Raw genomic sequence first — 19,390 nt, forward strand, 5'->3', positions numbered from 1 at the left:
TCACCGATGATGTTGCTGAAGCCCATAGCATTCCCTGCACTTCGCACATCTGCATGATGAGTTTTAACTAACCTGGTGCTTACAGTCCTGAGGCTGGGCCTTGCCGCAGCTATCGATACACTGTCTGTACCCAATCACTGTTCGAGGACAAATTAATGAGTGATTGGCCTATCCAAAATGCGCGTGACGTTTACAACATCCCTTACTGGGGACAAGGCTACTTTGACATCAACCCTCAGGGTGAGGTGGTTGTCAGACCCGATAGCCAAAACCCGTTCAATACTATTGCCTTGTCCCAGCTGGCTGATCAGTTAATTGCCAAGGGCGCGTCTTTACCTGTACTGGTACGATTTCCCGATATTCTTCACCACCGGGTCGATACCCTGTGTACGGTATTCAACCAGGCGATCGACCACTACCAATACCAAGGCGAGTATTTAGCAGTCTACCCAATCAAGGTTAACCAACAGGAAGCTGTGGTCAGTGAGATCCTCGCTAGCCAATATGCCAAGCAGCAGCGTCAACTGGGTTTGGAAGCCGGCAGTAAGCCTGAGCTGATGGCGGTACTGGCCATGGCTCAACAAGCCAGCTCAGTGATTGTCTGTAACGGTTACAAAGACAAAGAGTACATCCGCTTAGCGCTTATCGGCGAAAAACTCGGCCATGACGTCTATATCGTGCTGGAAAAACTGTCCGAGCTTAAAACCGTGATGCAAGAGGCTATTGAGCTTGGCGTAAGGCCACGCCTCGGCCTGCGTGCTCGACTGACTTCACAAGGCAAGGGGAAATGGCAGGCCAGTGGCGGTGAGAAGTCCAAATTTGGTCTGTCGGCTTCACAAGTGCTATCGGTGGTCAATCAACTGCGCGACAGCGATATGCTCGATTGTCTGCAGCTGTTGCACTTCCACCTCGGCTCGCAAATCGCCAATATCCGCGATGTTCGCAATGCTGTCGGCGAAGCCGGTCGAGTCTATGCCGAGCTGAAAAAGCTTGGGGCAGGGATCACTACGGTGGACGTGGGTGGTGGCTTGGCTATCGACTATGAAGGTACCCGCAGCCAGAGCAGCTGTTCAATGAACTACAGCCTGCGCGAGTATGCTAACAATATTGTCTACACCCTGGGCGATATCTGTAAAGAATACAGTATCCCTATGCCGAGAATCATCTCGGAATCCGGCCGTAATCTGACCGCTCACCATGCGGTACTGATCACTGACGTCATCGGGGTAGAAAGGTATAAACAAGAGCAGGTGAATCCACCAGAGACAGCAGCACCGCAGATCCTGCACAACATGTGGCACTCCTGGCGTGAGCTCATGACACTGAACGATGCCCGCTCTCTGATTGAGATTTACCATGACAACCAAAGCGATTTAGCGGAAGTACATACTCAGTTTGCCCTAGGGATGCTGAGCTTTACCGAGCGGGCTTGGGCGGAACAAATTAGCCTTAGGCTGTGCTACGAGCTGGAAAAAATGCTGTCAGCGAAAAACCGGGCCCACCGCCCGCTGCTGGATGAACTGCATGAGCGCCTTGCTGACAAGTTTTTTGTCAACTTTTCGCTGTTCCAGTCGCTGCCTGACGCATGGGGAATAGACCAAATCTTCCCAATCCTGCCGCTGAGCAATCTCGACAAGGAGCCTGAGCGCCGAGCGGTGATCTTGGATATCACCTGTGATTCTGACGGCGCCATCGAGCAATACGTCGAGGGCCAGGGGATCGAAAAGACACTAGCTGTACCTGCTTGGAGTGATGAATCACCATATCGTATGGGGTTCTTCCTTGTCGGCGCTTATCAGGAGATCTTGGGAGATTTGCACAACCTGTTCGGTGATACCGATACCGCGATTGTCCGCGCCCAGCGAGAAGGCGGTTATGAGATCGAGCGAATTGATCACGGCGACAGCGTCAAAGACGTCCTACGTAGTGTCCATCTCGACTCTGCTAAATTCTTGGCGCAATACGAGCAGATGGTCAAACAGCATCTGCCTGAAAGTGAACATCGCGCTATCTTAAGCGAGCTTGAAGAAGGGCTGAACGGCTATACCTACTTGGAAGATGTCCAAAGCCAGCGCTAATGCGTTAACCAAAACTATAAACACAACTGGCCACCAGCCCACTGGTGGCTTTTTACTGACTCTAGGAGCCAATTATGGCCACGCTTGCCACTCATCCTGATTATTCGCTAACGGCGAATGCCTTCGGCTTTCTGCGCCAACCGCTAGAATTCACCCCACTCGCAACCGATGCAGATGTGATCATTACCGGTGTCCCGTTCGATATGGCGACCACAGGACGCTCAGGCAGCCGCATGGGGCCTAATGCGATTCGCCAAGTGTCCACACATCTTGCTTGGGAAGGAAAGCGCTGGCCATGGACATTCGAGCTAAAAGACAAGCTCAGTATTGCTGATTGCGGCGATTTGATATTTGACAGCGGTGATGCTGCCCAGATGTGTGAGCGCCTTGAGCACCATGCGACGTCACTGCTTGAAGCAGGCAAAACGCTACTGACCTTCGGCGGCGATCATTTTGTTACCTTGCCGCTATTGCGCGCCCACGGCAAGAAATTCGGCAAGATGGCCCTGATCCATTTTGATGCCCATACCGATACCTATGATATGGGCAGCCAATTTGACCATGGTACCATGTTCTACCATGCGCCAAACGAAGGCTTGATTGACCCAGAGCACTCTGTTCAGATTGGGATCCGTACTGATTATGACAACAATCTTGGTTTCAGTGTACTGGATGCCGGCACGGCCAACGACTGGTCGGTCGAGCAGATTGTCGAGAAAATCAAACTGACAGTGGGTGACATGCCGGTATATCTCACCTTCGATATCGATTGCTTAGATCCTGCCTTTGCCCCAGGCACAGGTACCCCAGTATGTGGTGGACTGACATCAGATAAAGCACTGAAAATCATCCGCGGTTTGCAGGGTATAAATCTGATCGGCATGGATGTCGTTGAAGTTGCGCCTGCATACGATCATGCTGATATGACCGCCTTGGCCGCAGCGACCATTGCAACGGATTTGTTGCATTTGTTCGCGAGTGGAAAATAGTACCTAAGGCCAGCTCTTCCTGGGGCCAAATAAAAAAATAACCGCCAGCAGGCGGTTATTTTATATCAGAGCTAAATATGCTGTGATTTTAGTGGGCAGGTTCGAGATCGCTACTGAACTGGAAGTCCAATTCATCGTTAACGATATTTACGCGCACCGAACCACCATTGACCAAGCTACCAAATAACAACTCGTTTGCCATAGGCTTCTTCAGATTATCCTGAATCACGCGGGCCATTGGGCGCGCGCCCATAGCCTTGTCATAACCTTTATTGGCCAACCACTCACGGGCTTTCGACGATACTTCCATCGATACACCGCGAGCATCCAACTGGGCCTGCAGTTCGACAATGAACTTATCGACCACCAGAGAAATCACATCTTTCTCAAGGTGGTTAAACCAAATAATGCCATCTAGGCGGTTACGGAATTCAGGTGTGAAGACGCGTTTGATTTCGCCCATAGCATCAAGGCTGTGATCCTGCTGGATCAAACCGATCGACTTGCGGACGGTCTCGGTAACACCGGCATTGGTAGTCATCACCAAAATCACATTACGGAAATCCGCCTTGCGACCGTTATTATCCGTTAGCGTACCGTTATCCATCACCTGGAGTAGCAAGTTAAAGACATCCGGGTGGGCTTTCTCGATTTCATCTAGAAGTACAACCGAATGTGGATTTTTGATCACGGCATCAGTTAACAAACCGCCCTGATCGTAGCCCACATAGCCCGGAGGCGCACCAATCAAACGGCTCACCGTATGACGCTCCATGTACTCGGACATATCAAAGCGAAGCAGTTCAATACCCAGCGTACGAGCTAGCTGTACCGTCACCTCTGTCTTACCTACGCCCGTCGGGCCAGCAAACAGGAATGAACCCACAGGTTTATTTTCGGCACCCAGTCCTGCACGGCTTAGCTTAATGGCCTCGGTAAGGACATCGATAGCCGGGTCCTGACCGAACACCAGCATCTTGAGCTTGTTATCGAGCTTCTGCAACACATCACGATCACTGGAAGAAACCGACTTTTCAGGGATACGTGCCATCTTGGCAATCATCGCCTCGATATCACTGACATTAACGGTTTTCTTACGACGGCTGGCCGGTGCCAAACGACAGCGGGCACCCGCTTCATCGATCACGTCAATGGCTTTATCTGGCAAGTGACGCTCATTGATATACTTAGCTGATAACTCGACAGCCGCACGAATAGCCTTGTTGGTAAAACGAACTTCATGGTGCGCTTCGTACTTCGGCTTCAAGCCCATCAGGATCTTGGTTGTATCGTCGAGCGATGGCTCGATAATATCAATTTTCTGGAAACGACGTGACAAGGCACGTTCTTTCTCGAAAATGTTGCTGTATTCCTGATACGTCGTCGACCCCATACAACGCAGCTTACCATTGCTCAGCAAAGGCTTAATCAAGTTAGCCGCATCGACCTGACCACCGGAAGCTGCACCCGCACCAATGATAGTGTGGATTTCATCAATGAACAGGATGGCTTGATCTTCTTTCTCAAGCTGCTTCAGAATCGCCTTGAAACGCTTCTCGAAGTCACCTCGGTATTTGGTTCCAGCCAGCAGTGAACCGATATCCAGAGAGTAAATAACACAATCTTTGATAACATCAGGTACTTGGCCTTCAACAATACGCCATGCCAGACCTTCAGCAATCGCGGTCTTACCTACACCCGCTTCACCGACCAATAATGGATTATTCTTACGACGGCGGCACAATACCTGCACCGTTCGCTCGAGCTCAGTATCACGGCCAATTAGCGGATCAACCCCACCAGCACGGGCAAGTTGGTTGAGGTTAGTCGCAAAGTTCTCGAGTTTATCTTCCGAGTTCTGCTCTGCACGTGGCTCTTCGCCCCCAACTTCTGGGCCGTTGATATCGTCGTTGTCGCTGTCTTTGACCGTTCCGTGTGAAATGAAATTAACGACATCCAAACGGCTGATATCACTTTTCTTAAGCAAGTAAGCCGCATGGGATTCCTGCTCGCTGAAAATAGCAACCAGTACGTTGGCTCCAGTCACTTCGCTGCGACCAGAAGACTGAACATGAAATACAGCGCGTTGTAATACACGCTGGAAGCTGAGTGTAGGCTGAGTTTCCCTGCTTTCATCATCCACTGGGATCAGTGGCGTCGTTTGTTCAATAAACGAATCAAGCTCTTTGCGTAGCGTATCCAGATTAGCTCGGCAAGCCAGTAAGGCCTCCTGTGCTGCTGGGTTTTCCAATAATGCCAACAGCAGATGTTCAACCGTCATAAACTCATGACGTTTCTCTCTCGCTCGCGCAAAAGCAGCATTCAAGCTCGCTTCAAGTTCTTTATTTAGCATAAGGCACCTCCCCTAAATACCACTCAATTATGGCGTGCCGGAAAAAGACTAAGCCTTTTCCTTCGTACACAGTAGCGGATGTTCATGCTCCCTCGCATACATCATCACCTGGGCTACCTTCGTTTCGGCAACCTCGGCGGTGAAGGTTCCGCACACCGCTTTCCCCTCGTAATGCACAGTTAGCATCAACTGTGTTGATTTCTCCAGATCCATGGAGAAGAACTTCTGTAACACTTCTATCACAAAATCCATCGGTGTGTAATCATCATTGCTCAAAATTACTTTGTACATCGATGGTGGTTTGACTTGGACTTCCTCTTCTTCCAAAACATCAGAGTCAGGAATTATCCACTCGTATAACTTACTCATAAACTTAACTTACCAGTACGGTAGGAATAGTCTACCAAGAAACAATGAGTTATCACTCAATAGTGCTTACATGGCTTAACCGACTAACATTTCCCTACCTCTATATTCAGACTAATGCACACATTGTATTCCAGCAAATCAGAGATGACTATGACTAAGCCGACAATCCGGACTAATTGCCGCCGTTTTGAGTCAAACTGGGAGATACCGCCACAACGCCACATGTTGCATAAGATATATACCAAAAAAGCAAAAAAATGCAGTAAAACGTGAAAAACGTAATGTAGCACCATATTTTAACAAAATGTTATGCAACCAGCTTGACTGCCCAACTCTTTTTACTAAAGTGTAACTTGTAGTAGATATTAACTGCATCAAATTAGCATTAGTATGCAAGTCATGTTAAAAAGAGATAGCAGACTAATGCAAAATGGAACTTGAATGCACAGAAGGAAGTAAGCATGGCAACAGGTACAGTTAAATGGTTTAATAACGCTAAGGGATTTGGTTTTATCTGCCCTGAAATAGGCGAAGGCGATATTTTCGCCCATTATTCAACTATTCAGATGGATGGCTACCGTACACTTAAAGCAGGCCAGCAGGTCAACTATACAGTTGAGACTGGTCCTAAAGGGTTCCATGCCAAGGAGATCGTTCTAGTTGAGGGTGAAGCCATCAAATAGCCACTTTCATCTTTACGATTCTTTCTGAAGGCGAGCAACTGCTCGTCTTTTTATTACCTTCTGTCTTTCTATACAACAAAACACGATGTTCCCCCAGAAAACATCCCTCTTCGACCTCGCAAGAAACTGCATAATTAATGCATATCCCATCACTGAAAAACACCCGCAAGAATTAACACGACGATTACAACACCTCATGACTATCCAACTTTATAGCATTAAACAGGCACAAAAAAGCCCAGCACTTGGCTGGGCTTTTTCTTACTTTATCGCAATGATGACACAGAATTACATCTGTTCAATCATATCATCAGCAAACTCAGAACACTTACGCAGTGTTGCACCTTCCATTTGGCGCTCGAAATCGTAAGTCACCGTCTTGTTGCTGATAGCCGCTTCCATCGAACTGATGATCAAATCAGCCGCTTCAGTCCAACCTAGGTGACGAAGCATCATCTCAGCCGAAAGGATCAACGAACCAGGGTTCACTTTATCTTGGCCTGCGTACTTAGGTGCTGTGCCGTGTGTTGCTTCAAATAGCGCCACACCATCACCGATATTAGCTCCTGGTGCGATACCGATACCACCAACTTGTGCAGCCAGTGCATCAGACACATAATCACCGTTCAGGTTCATCGTCGCAATGACATCATATTCAGCAGGGCGAAGCAGGATTTGCTGTAGGAATGCATCAGCAATGCTGTCTTTGATGATAATTTCTTTACCCGTATTAGGGTTTTTCAGTGTCATCCACGGGCCGCCGTCTAGCAACTCAGCGCCATACTCTTTCGCTGCCACTTCGTAACCCCAATCTTTGAAGGCACCTTCCGTGAACTTCATGATGTTACCTTTGTGGACTAGCGTTAGCGAGTCACGGTCGTTGTCGATAGTGTACTGAATAGCAGCACGAACAAGACGTTTAGTACCTTCTTCAGATACAGGCTTGATACCGACACCACATTGCTGTGGGAAACGGATTTTCGTGGCACCCATCTCATCTTGCAAGAATTTGATGACTTTATCAGCTTCTGCAGTACCCGCCTGGAACTCGACACCTGCGTAGATATCTTCAGAGTTTTCACGGTAAATAACCATGTCAGTCAGATCAGGGCGTTTAAGTGGGCTTGGTACACCATCGAAATACCGTACTGGGCGAGCACAGATGTATAGGTCGAGCTCTTGGCGAAGTGCAACGTTGAGTGAACGGATACCGCCACCTACAGGAGTCGTCAAAGGACCTTTGATTGCAACTTTGTAGTCGCGGATATAATCAAGGGTTTCTTGCGGTAACCAAGCATCTTCACCGTATACTTGCGTCGATTTCTCACCGGTGTAGATTTCCATCCAGGCAATCTTGCGGTCACCGCCATACGCTTTATCGATAGCGGCATCAACGACTTTAATCATAGCAGGGCTTACATCAACCCCAATACCGTCACCTTCAATGTAAGGAATGACAGGGTTGTTAGGAACGACCAGTTTACCTTCAGAATCCAGAGTGATTTTCTGACCTTCAGCTGGTACAACTACTTTACTATCCATTTAAATCTCCTAGCGTCCATTTGTTATCTTTTTGTAAGATGCGCGCAAATCATACTTGAATTTTTATCGATACGCCACTCATGGAATTTTTCGAGTATAATAGGCTTGTCAATTTTCATTTCCCTTGTACAACACGCTATTTATGAAGCCAAACACCTCTTCGCGTCAACCCAAACGTGCCAATAATGAGCGCCGACCATCAAGAATGCGCAATAAACCAAGGCGTCCTCGCGGCCCCACAAAAATCATATTATTTAACAAACCTTATAACGTTCTCACCCAGTTTACTGGTGAGCCAGGAGATCAAACCCTGTCGGATTTCGTTCCGGTCAAAGATGTCTATCCCGCAGGTAGACTGGATAAAGACAGTGAGGGCTTGTTAGTGCTGACTAACGACGGCGTGTTGCAAGCGCAGTTGACCCAACCTAAATCCAAGCAACCAAAAACCTATTGGGTTCAGGTTGAAGGAGCACCTAACGAGGAAGAACTTGAACAGTTGCGCCGAGGCGTGACTTTAAAGGATGGTCCGACCCTACCGGCTGGCGTCGAAGTGATCGACAGCCCAGAAGTTTGGGAACGTGTTCCGCCAATCCGCGAACGCAAAAACATACCGACCACTTGGTTGGCGATAACCCTCAAAGAAGGCCGTAATCGGCAGGTACGTCGAATGACCGCCCATTTAGGCTATCCAACCCTGCGCCTTATTCGTTATCAGATGGCAGACTGGACAGTCAGCGACCTCGCCCCGGGCGAGTGGAAAGAAGTCCAAATTAGTCGCTCTTGATCCGGTTTACTGGCAGTATTTCGCTGCCGGTAAACACTTCACATTTTGACGCTGCACTTTTACGAAATTAACATTAAAAACACTACACTTTTGCCTCTCGCTCATCTATCATTGCCACCACAAGCAAACGTTTGCGCAAGTAATGAAATGAAGTCGGTAAAATTATTAAAGTGTGATTCCGCTCTCGGTCTGTTTCGGCCTGTAGCTTTCTGTTAGAATCGCGACCTTAACTTTTATTAACGACTGAAGAGTAAAATGTCAGATAACAGCCAGAAAAAAGTCATTGTCGGCATGTCCGGCGGTGTAGATTCCTCGGTATCCGCGTACCTTCTTCTTCAACAGGGTTACCAAGTTGAAGGCCTGTTTATGAAAAACTGGGAAGAAGACGACAACGATGAGTACTGCTCTGCAGCCGAAGATCTCGCTGACGCACAAGCTGTATGTGACAAACTGGGTATCCACCTGCACACCATCAACTTTGCGGCCGAGTACTGGGACAATGTCTTCGAGTACTTCCTAGCAGAGTACAAAGCAGGTCGTACACCAAACCCAGACATTCTTTGTAACAAAGAAATCAAATTCAAAGCATTTTTGGACTTTGCTGACGAAGTGCTGGAAGCCGATTACATTGCAATGGGTCACTATACCCGTCGCAGCTTCCCAACCGCTGAAGGTGAACTGCCAAAAATGCTACGCGGTGTCGACAATAACAAAGATCAGAGCTACTTCCTGTACACCTTGAGCCACGAGCAAATTGGCCGCAGCCTATTCCCTGTGGGTGAACTGGAAAAACCAGAAGTTCGCCGCATTGCAGAAGAGCAGGATCTGATCACCGCGAAGAAAAAAGATTCAACTGGTATCTGTTTTATTGGTGAACGTAAGTTCACTGAATTCTTGAGCAAGTACCTACCTGCACAGCCAGGTAATATTGAGACAGCTGACGAAGGCAAAGTGATTGGCGAACACCAAGGTCTGATGTACCACACCCTAGGCCAGCGTAAAGGTCTACTGATCGGCGGCCAGAAAGGTGGCGGTGGTAATGAAGAGCCGTGGTTTGTTGTCGATAAAGATGTAGAACGTAACGTTCTGATTGTTGGGCAAGGTAAAGATCACCCTCGCTTGAAATCAGATGGCTTGGTTGCCGCTCAGCTACATTGGGTTGATCGCCAACCTATTCGCGAACCGTTCAAGTGCACGGTTAAAACACGCTACCGTCAGCAAGATATCCCTTGTACTGTCATCCCGGTTGATGATGAAACTATCAAGGTCATCTTCGACGAACCGCAAATTGCGGTAACGCCGGGACAGTCTGCCGTATTCTACAGCGGTGAAATCTGTCTAGGCGGCGGTATTATTGAGAAGCGTATCTAAGGGAGTTGAGGCACGTGGCACACACTGTATATGACCGTACCATTGCTTTTGCCGGTATTTGCCAGGCAGTAAAACTGGTTCAGAAAATTGCCCGAGACGGCCATTGTGACCATGACGTACTGGAAGCCAGCCTAAGAAGTATCATGGCGACCAACCCGTCGAACACCATTGAGATTTTTGGCAACGAAGCCAATTTGAAGGTAGGTCTCGAAGCATTGGCAGCCGAGATTGATAACACGCCTTCGGGTAATGAAATGACTCGCTACTTAGTCAGTGTTATGGCGCTGGAACGTAAGCTGGACAGCCGCCGAGACAGCATGGCGCAGTTGGGTGATCGTATCAGTACGGCTCAACGCCAGACGGATCATTTTGAACTGCTGGAAGACCAGATGATCAGTAATCTGGCAAGCATTTACCTGGACATCATTAGCCCGCTAGGGCCTCGAATCCAAGTAACGGGCACACCAGCCCAACTTCAGCAACAGAGTGTGCAGCACAAAGTGCGTGCCCTACTCCTCGCCGCGATTCGCTCCGCGGTACTATGGCGCCAAGTAGGTGGCAAACGCCGCCATTTGATCTTCGGACGCAAGCAAATGGTCGAGCAGGCAAAAATCTTGCTCGCACGCTGCTAATAAATATTTAGTGCCAGCATTGCTGGCACTTTTTCATCCCCTAGCTATATCTTAGCAAGGGCGGAAGTTACACCTTGTTTAAATCTTAATTGATTCAGGAGAGAGCAACATGGAACTGTCAGCATTGACTGCTGTTTCCCCAGTAGATGGCCGTTACGGAAGTAAAACGATTTCACTTCGCAGCATTTTCAGTGAATATGGTCTGCTAAAGTACCGCACAATCGTTGAGGTCCGCTGGCTACAAAAACTTGCCGCTACTGATGCTATCGTGGAAGTACCTGCGTTTAGTGCTGAAGCCAATGCGTTTCTAGATCGCGTTGCAGCTGAGTTCAGCGAAGAAGATGCAATGCGTATCAAGACCATTGAGCGCACAACTAACCACGATGTAAAAGCTGTTGAATACTTCCTGAAAGAAAAAGTCGCTGAAGTACCAGAGCTACACGCAGTGAATGAATTCATTCACTTCGCATGTACATCTGAAGATATCAACAACACGTCTCACGCCCTTATGCTACAAGAAGCGCGCGAGCAAGTTATCCTGCCTGAAATCCGCAACGTTATCGACGCGATCAAAGGCCTTGCTAACGAATACCGTGAAGTACCACTTCTTTCTCGTACACACGGCCAGCCAGCTTCTCCATCAACGATGGGTAAGGAAATGGCTAACGTTGCATACCGTATGGAGCGCCAGTACAAGCAGATTGCTAACGTTGAAATTCTAGCGAAAATCAACGGTGCTGTAGGTAACTACAACGCCCACATTTCTGCTTACCCTGAAGTTGACTGGCACCAGTTCAGCGAAGAGTTCATCACTGAATCTCTTGGCGTAACGTGGAACCCATACACAACTCAGATTGAACCGCACGATTACATCGCAGAGCTATTCGACGCTATCGCTCGCTTCAACACAATCCTACTGGACTTTGATCGTGACGTTTGGGGCTACATCGCACTAGGCCACTTCAAGCAGAAGACTATTGCGGGTGAAATTGGCTCTTCTACAATGCCGCATAAAGTTAACCCAATCGACTTCGAAAACTCAGAAGGTAACCTTGGCCTAGCGAACGCTATCTTCAGCCATCTAGCACAGAAACTACCGGTTTCTCGCTGGCAGCGTGACCTGACTGACTCAACAGTTCTGCGTAACCTAGGCGTAGGTTGTGGTTATGCAATCATTGCATACACTTCAACGCTTAAAGGTATTAGCAAGCTGGAAGTAAACCAAGCAGCACTAGAAGCTGAACTAGACAAAAACTGGGAAGTACTGGCTGAGCCTGTGCAAACAGTAATGCGTCGCTACGGTATCGAAAAGCCTTACGAGAAGCTAAAAGAGCTAACTCGTGGCAAGCGTGTTGACGGCGAAGGCATGCGTAACTTCATCGACGGTCTGGAACTACCAGAGCACGAGAAAGCACGCCTGAAAGAAATGACACCAGCGAACTACATCGGTGACGCAGTTAAGCTAACTGATCAACTGTAATCGCTAAGATATTTACCGCTTAATTCAAGGCCAGCTTTTGCTGGCCTTTTTGTTAGTTATCTTCTATTCAAGATTTTTTCACGAACTTCGCTGTAACCATCATTTCGCCAGCACTATCAACTTTGCAATCCAGTTGGTGATCCTTGCCTTCGACGATACGACGAATAACCGCTTTAGTGCCAATCTTCATCACCATAGAGCTACCTTTGACTTTGAGATCTTTGGCTAGGGTGACTTTGTCCCCTTCTTCCAACAGCGTTCCGTTGGCATCTTTTACGGTCAATACATCTTCTTCACCAGAAGCTTCCGACGGATTCCATTCATGCGAACACTCAGGGCATATAAGATGGTTTTGATCTGGGTAAACGTATTCAGAATTACACATGGGGCAAGGAGGAAAAGGCATAAACAACTACTTCTTTCAATGAGTCCGGCGTATATGGTAATGGCTCCTTTTGACCTACGCACGTACATTCGCTTTGTTTTTGGGATATCTAATAAGTGCCGGTTTGAAGTCAGTCATTTGCAGATGTGGTATCTACCTTATCGTAGGCTGCTCGCAAATAAGCCATACCCGAGACATAATTATGAGTATAATCCTCACACAATAGTCAGCATATAAAAGCAATCCTATGTATCAATTCACCTTCTCCTTCGAAGAATTCCTTGCCGAGTTCTGGCAAAAAAAACCGACCATCATCAAAGGTGGCTTCAAAGATTTTATCGATCCTATCAGCCCAGATGAGCTGGCAGGCCTTGCCATGGAAGAAGAAGTCGACTCCCGCTATATCGCCAAACATGGCGACGAGTGGGATGTAAAACACGGCCCTCTTACCTTCGATAACGTACCTGAAGATAACTGGTCGTTCATCGTTCAAGCAGCCAACCATTGGCACGAAGGTGCTGCTCGCCTCGTCACGCCATTTCGTCAAATGCCCAATTGGCTGTTCGATGATTTGATGATCAGCTACTCAACTTCAGGCGGCGGCGTTGGCGCTCACATCGACCAATATGATGTCTTTATCGTTCAAGGATCGGGGAAACGCCACTGGCGAGTCGGCCCGAAAAAAGATGATTATGAAGAGGAATTTGGTCATCCGGCACTTCGCCAGATCAAAAGCTTCGATCCTATCATTGATGATATCCTTGAGCCGGGTGATATTCTTTACATTCCCCCCGGTTTCCCGCATGACGGCTACGCTATCGATACCTCGATGAGCTTCTCTATTGGCTTCCGCTCGCCGAAGAAGCAGGAATTGCTCAGCAGCTTTGCTGACTTTGTTATTGCCAACGAAGTGGGTGATGTCCATTACCACAACCCAAAACTACCAGCACGCAAGACACCTGGGGCTATTTTGTCCAACGAGTTTGCCGATATGGAAGCCATGATGCGTAGCCTGCTGGATCACCCTGACATGATGAAAAAATGGATGGGTGAACACTTGAGCCAAAGCCGACATGAGCTAGATGTGATCGCTGCCGAGCCACCGTGGCAACAGGCCGAGATCTACCAGTTCCTCGAAAGTGGCGAAAACCTCAAGCGACTGGGTGGTCTGCGTGCATTCTACTACCCAGAACAGCCTCACCTGCTGTATATCAATGGCGAAACCTATGAGCTACCAGAAGAGTGTGGCACCGCAGCTAGCTATTTGTGTGATGCCGAAGATGTCAGCCAAGACTTGCTGGGTAAGCTCATTGATCACCCTGCTTTTATCGCATTACTAACCCAACTGGTTAATCATGGTTACTGGTACCCCAATGAGTAGGAAATAAACGTCCAAAATGAAAACACCGGGTGATTACCCGGTGTTTGTGTGAGCTATTGATGTCAGGCACTTAATTAGACTTTAAATTGACCAGCCAGCGATTGCTGGTGATGGGACAGTTCAGCCAGCCGTTCACCTATCCCTGCCGACTTTTCAGCCTGATCAAGAATACTCTCACTCAAGCCACGAATATTCGACACATTGCGGTTAACCTCGGCAGAAACAGCCTGTTGCTCTTGAGCTGCGTGCATGATCTGTTCGTTCATCGACTGGATAGAGGCCACCGCCTCGGTGATCTGTCCCAAACTGATCACTGCCTGTCCAACTTGGGAGGATGTTTCCCCAGCCAATTGGTTACCCTCTTCAATTGCGACAACCACATCGCGCGTTCCCTGCTGCAGCACTTCAATAACGGTGCGGATCTGGCCAACCGAATCATGTGTACGACTTGCTAACTGGCGAACTTCATCAGCGACAACCGCAAAACCACGACCTTGCTCACCGGCACGGGCTGCTTCAATCGCCGCATTCAATGCCAGCAAGTTAGTCTGCTCTGAAATGCCTTCAATAACCTGAAGGATCTGGTTGATATCTTCACTGTTGGTTTCAAGCTCTTTAGCAACAGGAACGGCATTTTCCATTCTGACTACCAAGTTATCCATCGAAGTGGCAGATTGCTTGATCACTTGATGACCATCGCGCACTGCGCTATCAGCCTGCCCTGCCGCAACCACTGCCGTTTCGGTATAACCCACAACTTGTTCAGCGGTCTGCGCCATTTCCTCTGAGGCTGTTGCCACCATATCCACTTCACGGAACTGAGCTTGGCTACCATCTCGGGTATGATTAGCCACCTCAGCCGCTTCTTTTGACGTTGTACCAACGTCATTCACGGCAATGACAACATCGCCGATTGTCGCCTGAAGTTTATCCAGGAAACGGTTGAACCACAGTGCAAGCTGACCAACTTCGTCATCCTGCTCGACATGTAGTCGTTGGGTAAGATCCCCTTCTCCGGTTGCTATATCTTCAAGCCGCTCTGCTACATGGCGAATCGGTGCGACCAAGCGAGAGGCAACAAATACCATCAACAGTAAACCAGCGATAGCAACCGCCAAACTGGTCACCAATTGTACCCAAGTCGACTGCTCACGCTGCTGAGATATATCTGAGTCCAAGGCAATGGCTTCGGCCAGTACACGCTCAACAGGTAACTGGATGATAATGCCCCAGCTAATCTGCCCCAGCCTAACCGGCGTGTAGGCATACAACCACTGCTCATCAGGGGTCCAAAATATGTGCTCTTCACTACTTTTCAGCCACTGTGTTAATTCACTAGGCAAGCCATCTGCTTGCGTAACCTTCAAGCCTATTCGGTTTTGGCTCTGATCCCACGCGACAATCGTATTATCCTGACTTATCAGGCTGACATTACCGATACCGTCAAACAAACCTTGATCAACGGCTTGTACCAGAGGCTGTAGCGGAGCCAATCGGATATCAATCCCCATCACGCCAGCAACTTCACCGTTTACATCTAATGGCACTGTTATCGTACTGACTAATGGCGCTTGCTGACCAAACCCTGCCAATTGAGGGTTGGAGACACACAACTCAGCAGAATGATTCAGACATTGTGACCAGCCTGTTTGGCTAGAAAGCAATTGCTGTTCAGAGAATATAAATTGCTCGGCTTCGCCTAATGGTGACTTAGCCCAGTACGGCGAAAAACGTCCCTGCTCATTGGCACCAACATAATCAGCATTCACATAGTTGCTGTCTTCACCGTCGAGTGCATCGGGGTTGAACACCACAAATGCGCCATGAATATTACCGAACTCATTAACGGATCGACGAAGAAGTTCGCTAATAGAACCACGCAGTTCAGAGCTGTTGGTATAGTTTTCTTCCGCATTCAATTTTAGAAAAAGTACACTTTGTGCCAGCATCTCGGCGCGGTATGCAGCTTCATCAAGATACTGCTGAACGGTGGTACTTTGCTTTTCGGCTTGGGCCTGCACCACAAGTTGTGATTTTGTCCTGAGGGTAGAAAACACCTGCTGGCTAACGAGCTGCTGGTTCTGGGAGGCAAAATAAAAAGAGAGGCCTGTTAATACAGTTACTGTTGCCAGTAACCCTAGCCCGGCCATCAGGGCTATTTTCCATTTAACGGATAATGACCGCATACAACAATCCTTGTTTTACTGCTATTCCACTACCACCAACAGATTCCACACTATCCAAGCAAGAACCCGATGATTGGTGACAGCTTATTGTCACATGTTAGTTACACTCTCATCAATAGCATAAGTATTTATTTTATAGGCATTTTTACCAATACTTCCATATAAAAAAGGCGCGGCTTTTACACCGCGCCCAAAGCCTGTCACAGGCTTGAATTATTGAGCGTTCAGACAAGAAACCGCATGAACCTCATCGCCGGTTAAAGTTGGCTTTTTATTCGCACACTCTGTGGTCGCAACAGGACAGCGAGTACGGAATACACAGCCTGATGGCGGGTTCATCGGCGAAGGCAAATCCCCTTCCAGCAACTCAATGTGCTTAGCCCGCTCCAAATCTGGGTCAGGAATAGGCACTGCCGACATCAACGCTTTGGTATAAGGGTGCTTTGGCTCACTGAACAATGCATCGGATTCACCCATCTCAACCGCATTGCCGAGATACATAACCAAAACCCGGTCAGAAATGTGTTTAACCACCGATAGATCGTGAGCGATGAAAATTAGGCTCAAGCCCATTTCTTGCTGCAATGATTTCAGCAAATTAACTACCTGCGCCTGAATTGATACATCTAGCGCTGAAACAGGCTCATCACAAATGATCATTTTAGGCTTAAGGATCAAAGCACGGGCAATACCGATACGCTGACACTGGCCCCCAGAAAATTCATGTGGGTAACGGTTAATCACGTTAGGCAGTAGACCTACTTTGGCCATCATAGCTTTAACTTGATCTTTAACGTCATCGCTAGAAAGCTCTGGGAAATATGCTTTCAAAGGCTCGGCAATGATCTCACCAACCGTCATACGAGGGTTAAGTGATGCCAGCGGATCCTGGAAAATCATCTGGATATCTTTACGCTTTTCACGCATCGCTTTGTGATCAAGCTTGGTCAGATCCTGACCGAGCCAAACCACCTTTCCATCTGTTGCTTCAACCAAACCGATCACAGCACGGGCAAAGGTCGATTTACCACAACCTGACTCACCAACTACACCCAGTGTTTCACCTTCATACAGGCGGATATCAACACCATCAACGGCTTTTAGGCTCATTGGCTTTGTCCACGGCCATGCTGATTTCTGGGCAATACTGAAATGAACTTTCAAATCATGAATATCGAGTAGTACTTTCTTTTGAGCTTCCATTACCACGTCCCCACATCAGAAAAACACGCGCGTAAGCGACCTTCAGTAAATGCCTTCAATTGAGGCGCTTCTTGCGAACAGCGGCTAGATGCACGGTGACATCGTTCCTGATAAGGACAGCCGACAGGCAAACGCAGTAAGTTAGGCGGGTTACCCGGGATAGTTGGTAGCTCTTCACCATCGGTATCCAAACGCGGGATCGCTCTGAGCAGCCCCTCGGTATACGGATGCGATGGCTTGTAGAATATCTCATTGATTTTGCCGTATTCCATGGTACGGCCGGCGTACATCACCAGTACTTTGTCACAACTACCGGCAACCACACCAAGATCGTGAGTGATCATAATGATCGCCGTGTTGAAATCAGTTTTTAGCTCGTTTAACAGTTCCATGATCTGTGCCTGTACAGTCACATCCAGTGCTGTCGTCGGCTCATCAGCAATCAGTAACTTAGGGCTGCACAGCAACGCCATTGCTATCATCACACGCTGACGCATACCGCCAGAGAACTCGTGTGGGTACATGGTAATACGCTTACGTGCTTCCGGGATTTTTACCGCATCCAACATGCGAACACTTTCTTCGAACGCTTCGGATTTCCCCATGCCTTTGTGCAGCATCAGCACTTCCATCAGCTGATCACATACTTTCATATAGGGATTGAGCGAAGTCATCGGATCCTGGAAAATCATCGCGATTTGTTCGGCACGGATCCGGTTTAATTCTTTTTCCGGCAGATTGAGGATTTCTCGGCCTTCAAATTTGGCGCTACCGCCAATAATGCCGTTTTTGGCCAGCAGGCCCATGATGGCGAAAACCGTCTGGCTCTTACCTGAGCCGGATTCACCAACAATACCCAGAGTCTCACCCTGGTTGAGCGAAAAGTTTAGATCGTTAACCGCGGTGACAATACCGTCTTGAGTTTTGAATTCTACGCGTAGATCTTTGACATCTAATAAGCTCATAGTACTTCCTTATAATCTATCTACCTTTGGCCTGCCCACCGTTCCAGCGTATGCAGGCCTAGGTCTTCTTGTTATCTGTCTTTTGGATCCAGTGCGTCACGCAAGCCGTCACCCACATAGTTAAAGCAGAACAGCGTCACTACCATAAAGGCTGCAGGGAACATCAACTGCCAAATAGCCACTTCCATGGTCTGGGAACCTTCTTGTAACAGGGCCCCCCAGCTGGTCATCGGCTCCTGAACACCCAAGCCTAGGAAACTTAGGAATGACTCGGTCAGGATCATCGATGGCACTAGCAAAGTTGAGTAAACCGCTACAATACCCAGTACATTCGGTACGATATGGCGGGTAATGATACGCCACTGGCTAACACCAGATACACGCGCCGCTTCGATGAACTCTTTACTGCGCAATGACAGAGTTTGGCCACGAACGATACGTGCCATATCGAGCCATGAAATTGCACCAATCGCCACAAAGATCAGCATGATGTTACGGCCAAAGAAAGTCACCAATACGATCACGAAGAACATGAACGGGATCGAGTAGAGGATTTCCAGAATACGCATCATTACTCGGTCGGTACGACCACCGATAAAACCAGAGGTTGCACCGTAAAGAGTACCGATCAGGACCGCAACCAATGCGCCCATGATCCCCACCATCAGTGAGATCCGCCCCCCGACTAACGTCCGGGTAAACAGGTCACGACCCAGACTGTCGGTGCCAAAGAAGTGACCTTCAGCACCGAAGCTTGGCGCGGCATGCAGTGCGTACCAGTCGGTATCATCAAATGCATAGTTACTAAACATCGGGCCAAAGATAACCGCCAAGGTGATCAAAGACAGAATCGTCAAGCTCACCATCGCCGCTTTATTTCGCATAAAACGGATACGGGCATCCTGCCACAAACTTCGGCCTTCAATTTCCAATTGCTCGGAAAAATTCTCAACCGCTTCTACGTTTTCTTTTTTTGTCAGCATCATCGG

General features: G+C 48.3%; 16 protein-coding genes. 8 read left to right on the top strand and 8 right to left on the bottom strand.

Features of this window, described 5'->3' with window-relative positions; translation table 11 throughout:
• Positions 1–155 precede the first annotated feature (155 nt).
• Entirely contained in the window at positions 156–2,078 is a 1,923-nt protein-coding gene (gene speA / locus ACVA58_RS01745) for a biosynthetic arginine decarboxylase (protein ID WP_446508738.1), read from the top strand.
• Positions 2,079–2,152: 74 nt separating this feature from the next.
• Positions 2,153–3,067, top strand: coding sequence for an agmatinase (speB, locus tag ACVA58_RS01750; protein ID WP_446508739.1), 915 nt, complete (start codon positions 2,153–2,155; stop codon positions 3,065–3,067).
• A gap of 88 nt (positions 3,068–3,155) precedes the next feature.
• Here the strand turns inward: speB and clpA are convergent, their stop codons facing one another.
• Positions 3,156–5,420 (bottom strand): ATP-dependent Clp protease ATP-binding subunit ClpA, encoded by a 2,265-nt coding sequence (clpA, locus tag ACVA58_RS01755; protein ID WP_446508740.1) that lies wholly within the window; start codon positions 5,418–5,420, stop codon positions 3,156–3,158.
• Between the two features lie 48 nt (positions 5,421–5,468).
• The gene (clpS, locus tag ACVA58_RS01760; protein WP_446508741.1) at positions 5,469–5,789 is read right to left on the bottom strand and encodes an ATP-dependent Clp protease adapter ClpS; all 321 of its coding nucleotides are present in this window, start codon (positions 5,787–5,789) and stop codon (positions 5,469–5,471) included.
• A gap of 461 nt (positions 5,790–6,250) precedes the next feature.
• Between clpS and cspD the strand changes: the two genes are divergently transcribed.
• Positions 6,251–6,472: a cold shock domain-containing protein CspD gene (gene cspD, locus ACVA58_RS01765; RefSeq protein WP_446508742.1), complete on the top strand. Its 222-nt coding sequence runs from the start codon at positions 6,251–6,253 to the stop codon at positions 6,470–6,472.
• Between the two features lie 288 nt (positions 6,473–6,760).
• Here the strand turns inward: cspD and icd are convergent, their stop codons facing one another.
• Positions 6,761–8,014 (bottom strand): NADP-dependent isocitrate dehydrogenase, encoded by a 1,254-nt coding sequence (icd, locus tag ACVA58_RS01770; RefSeq protein WP_446508743.1) that lies wholly within the window; start codon positions 8,012–8,014, stop codon positions 6,761–6,763.
• A gap of 142 nt (positions 8,015–8,156) precedes the next feature.
• On the opposite strand from icd, the gene ACVA58_RS01775 reads away from it, so the two are divergent.
• From ACVA58_RS01775 to purB, 4 genes are all read left to right on the top strand, one after another.
• Positions 8,157–8,798 carry a pseudouridine synthase gene (locus tag ACVA58_RS01775; protein WP_446508744.1) on the top strand — a complete coding sequence of 214 codons (642 nt, stop codon included), beginning with the start codon at positions 8,157–8,159 and terminating at the stop codon, positions 8,796–8,798.
• 255 nt (positions 8,799–9,053) lie between these two features.
• A complete protein-coding gene (gene mnmA / locus ACVA58_RS01780; RefSeq protein WP_446508745.1) occupies positions 9,054–10,169 on the top strand; it encodes a tRNA 2-thiouridine(34) synthase MnmA in 1,116 nt (371 codons plus the stop codon).
• 14 nt (positions 10,170–10,183) lie between these two features.
• Positions 10,184–10,801 (top strand): high frequency lysogenization protein HflD, encoded by a 618-nt coding sequence (hflD, locus tag ACVA58_RS01785; protein ID WP_255042066.1) that lies wholly within the window; start codon positions 10,184–10,186, stop codon positions 10,799–10,801.
• Positions 10,802–10,910: 109 nt separating this feature from the next.
• The gene (gene purB / locus ACVA58_RS01790; RefSeq protein ID WP_446508746.1) at positions 10,911–12,281 is read left to right on the top strand and encodes an adenylosuccinate lyase; all 1,371 of its coding nucleotides are present in this window, start codon (positions 10,911–10,913) and stop codon (positions 12,279–12,281) included.
• A 67-nt stretch (positions 12,282–12,348) separates the two neighbouring features.
• Here the strand turns inward: purB and ACVA58_RS01795 are convergent, their stop codons facing one another.
• Positions 12,349–12,687, bottom strand: coding sequence for a zinc ribbon domain-containing protein YjdM (locus ACVA58_RS01795; protein ID WP_446508747.1), 339 nt, complete (start codon positions 12,685–12,687; stop codon positions 12,349–12,351).
• 226 nt (positions 12,688–12,913) lie between these two features.
• Between ACVA58_RS01795 and ACVA58_RS01800 the strand changes: the two genes are divergently transcribed.
• A complete protein-coding gene (locus tag ACVA58_RS01800; RefSeq protein ID WP_446508748.1) occupies positions 12,914–14,047 on the top strand; it encodes a ribosomal protein uL16 3-hydroxylase in 1,134 nt (377 codons plus the stop codon).
• Positions 14,048–14,121: 74 nt separating this feature from the next.
• Here the strand turns inward: ACVA58_RS01800 and ACVA58_RS01805 are convergent, their stop codons facing one another.
• From ACVA58_RS01805 to oppC, 4 genes are all read right to left on the bottom strand, one after another.
• Positions 14,122–16,233: a methyl-accepting chemotaxis protein gene (locus tag ACVA58_RS01805; RefSeq protein ID WP_446508749.1), complete on the bottom strand. Its 2,112-nt coding sequence runs from the start codon at positions 16,231–16,233 to the stop codon at positions 14,122–14,124.
• Positions 16,234–16,446: 213 nt separating this feature from the next.
• Positions 16,447–17,436, bottom strand: coding sequence for a murein tripeptide/oligopeptide ABC transporter ATP binding protein OppF (oppF, locus tag ACVA58_RS01810; protein WP_446508750.1), 990 nt, complete (start codon positions 17,434–17,436; stop codon positions 16,447–16,449).
• A complete protein-coding gene (gene oppD, locus ACVA58_RS01815; protein WP_446508751.1) occupies positions 17,436–18,401 on the bottom strand; it encodes an oligopeptide ABC transporter ATP-binding protein OppD in 966 nt (321 codons plus the stop codon). The genes oppF and oppD overlap by 1 nt, the downstream gene beginning before the upstream one ends.
• A 71-nt stretch (positions 18,402–18,472) precedes the next feature.
• Positions 18,473–19,384 carry an oligopeptide ABC transporter permease OppC gene (gene oppC / locus ACVA58_RS01820; protein WP_446508985.1) on the bottom strand — a complete coding sequence of 304 codons (912 nt, stop codon included), beginning with the start codon at positions 19,382–19,384 and terminating at the stop codon, positions 18,473–18,475.
• Positions 19,385–19,390 lie beyond the last annotated feature (6 nt).

The organism is Photobacterium sp. DNB22_13_2 (assembly GCF_052873915.1).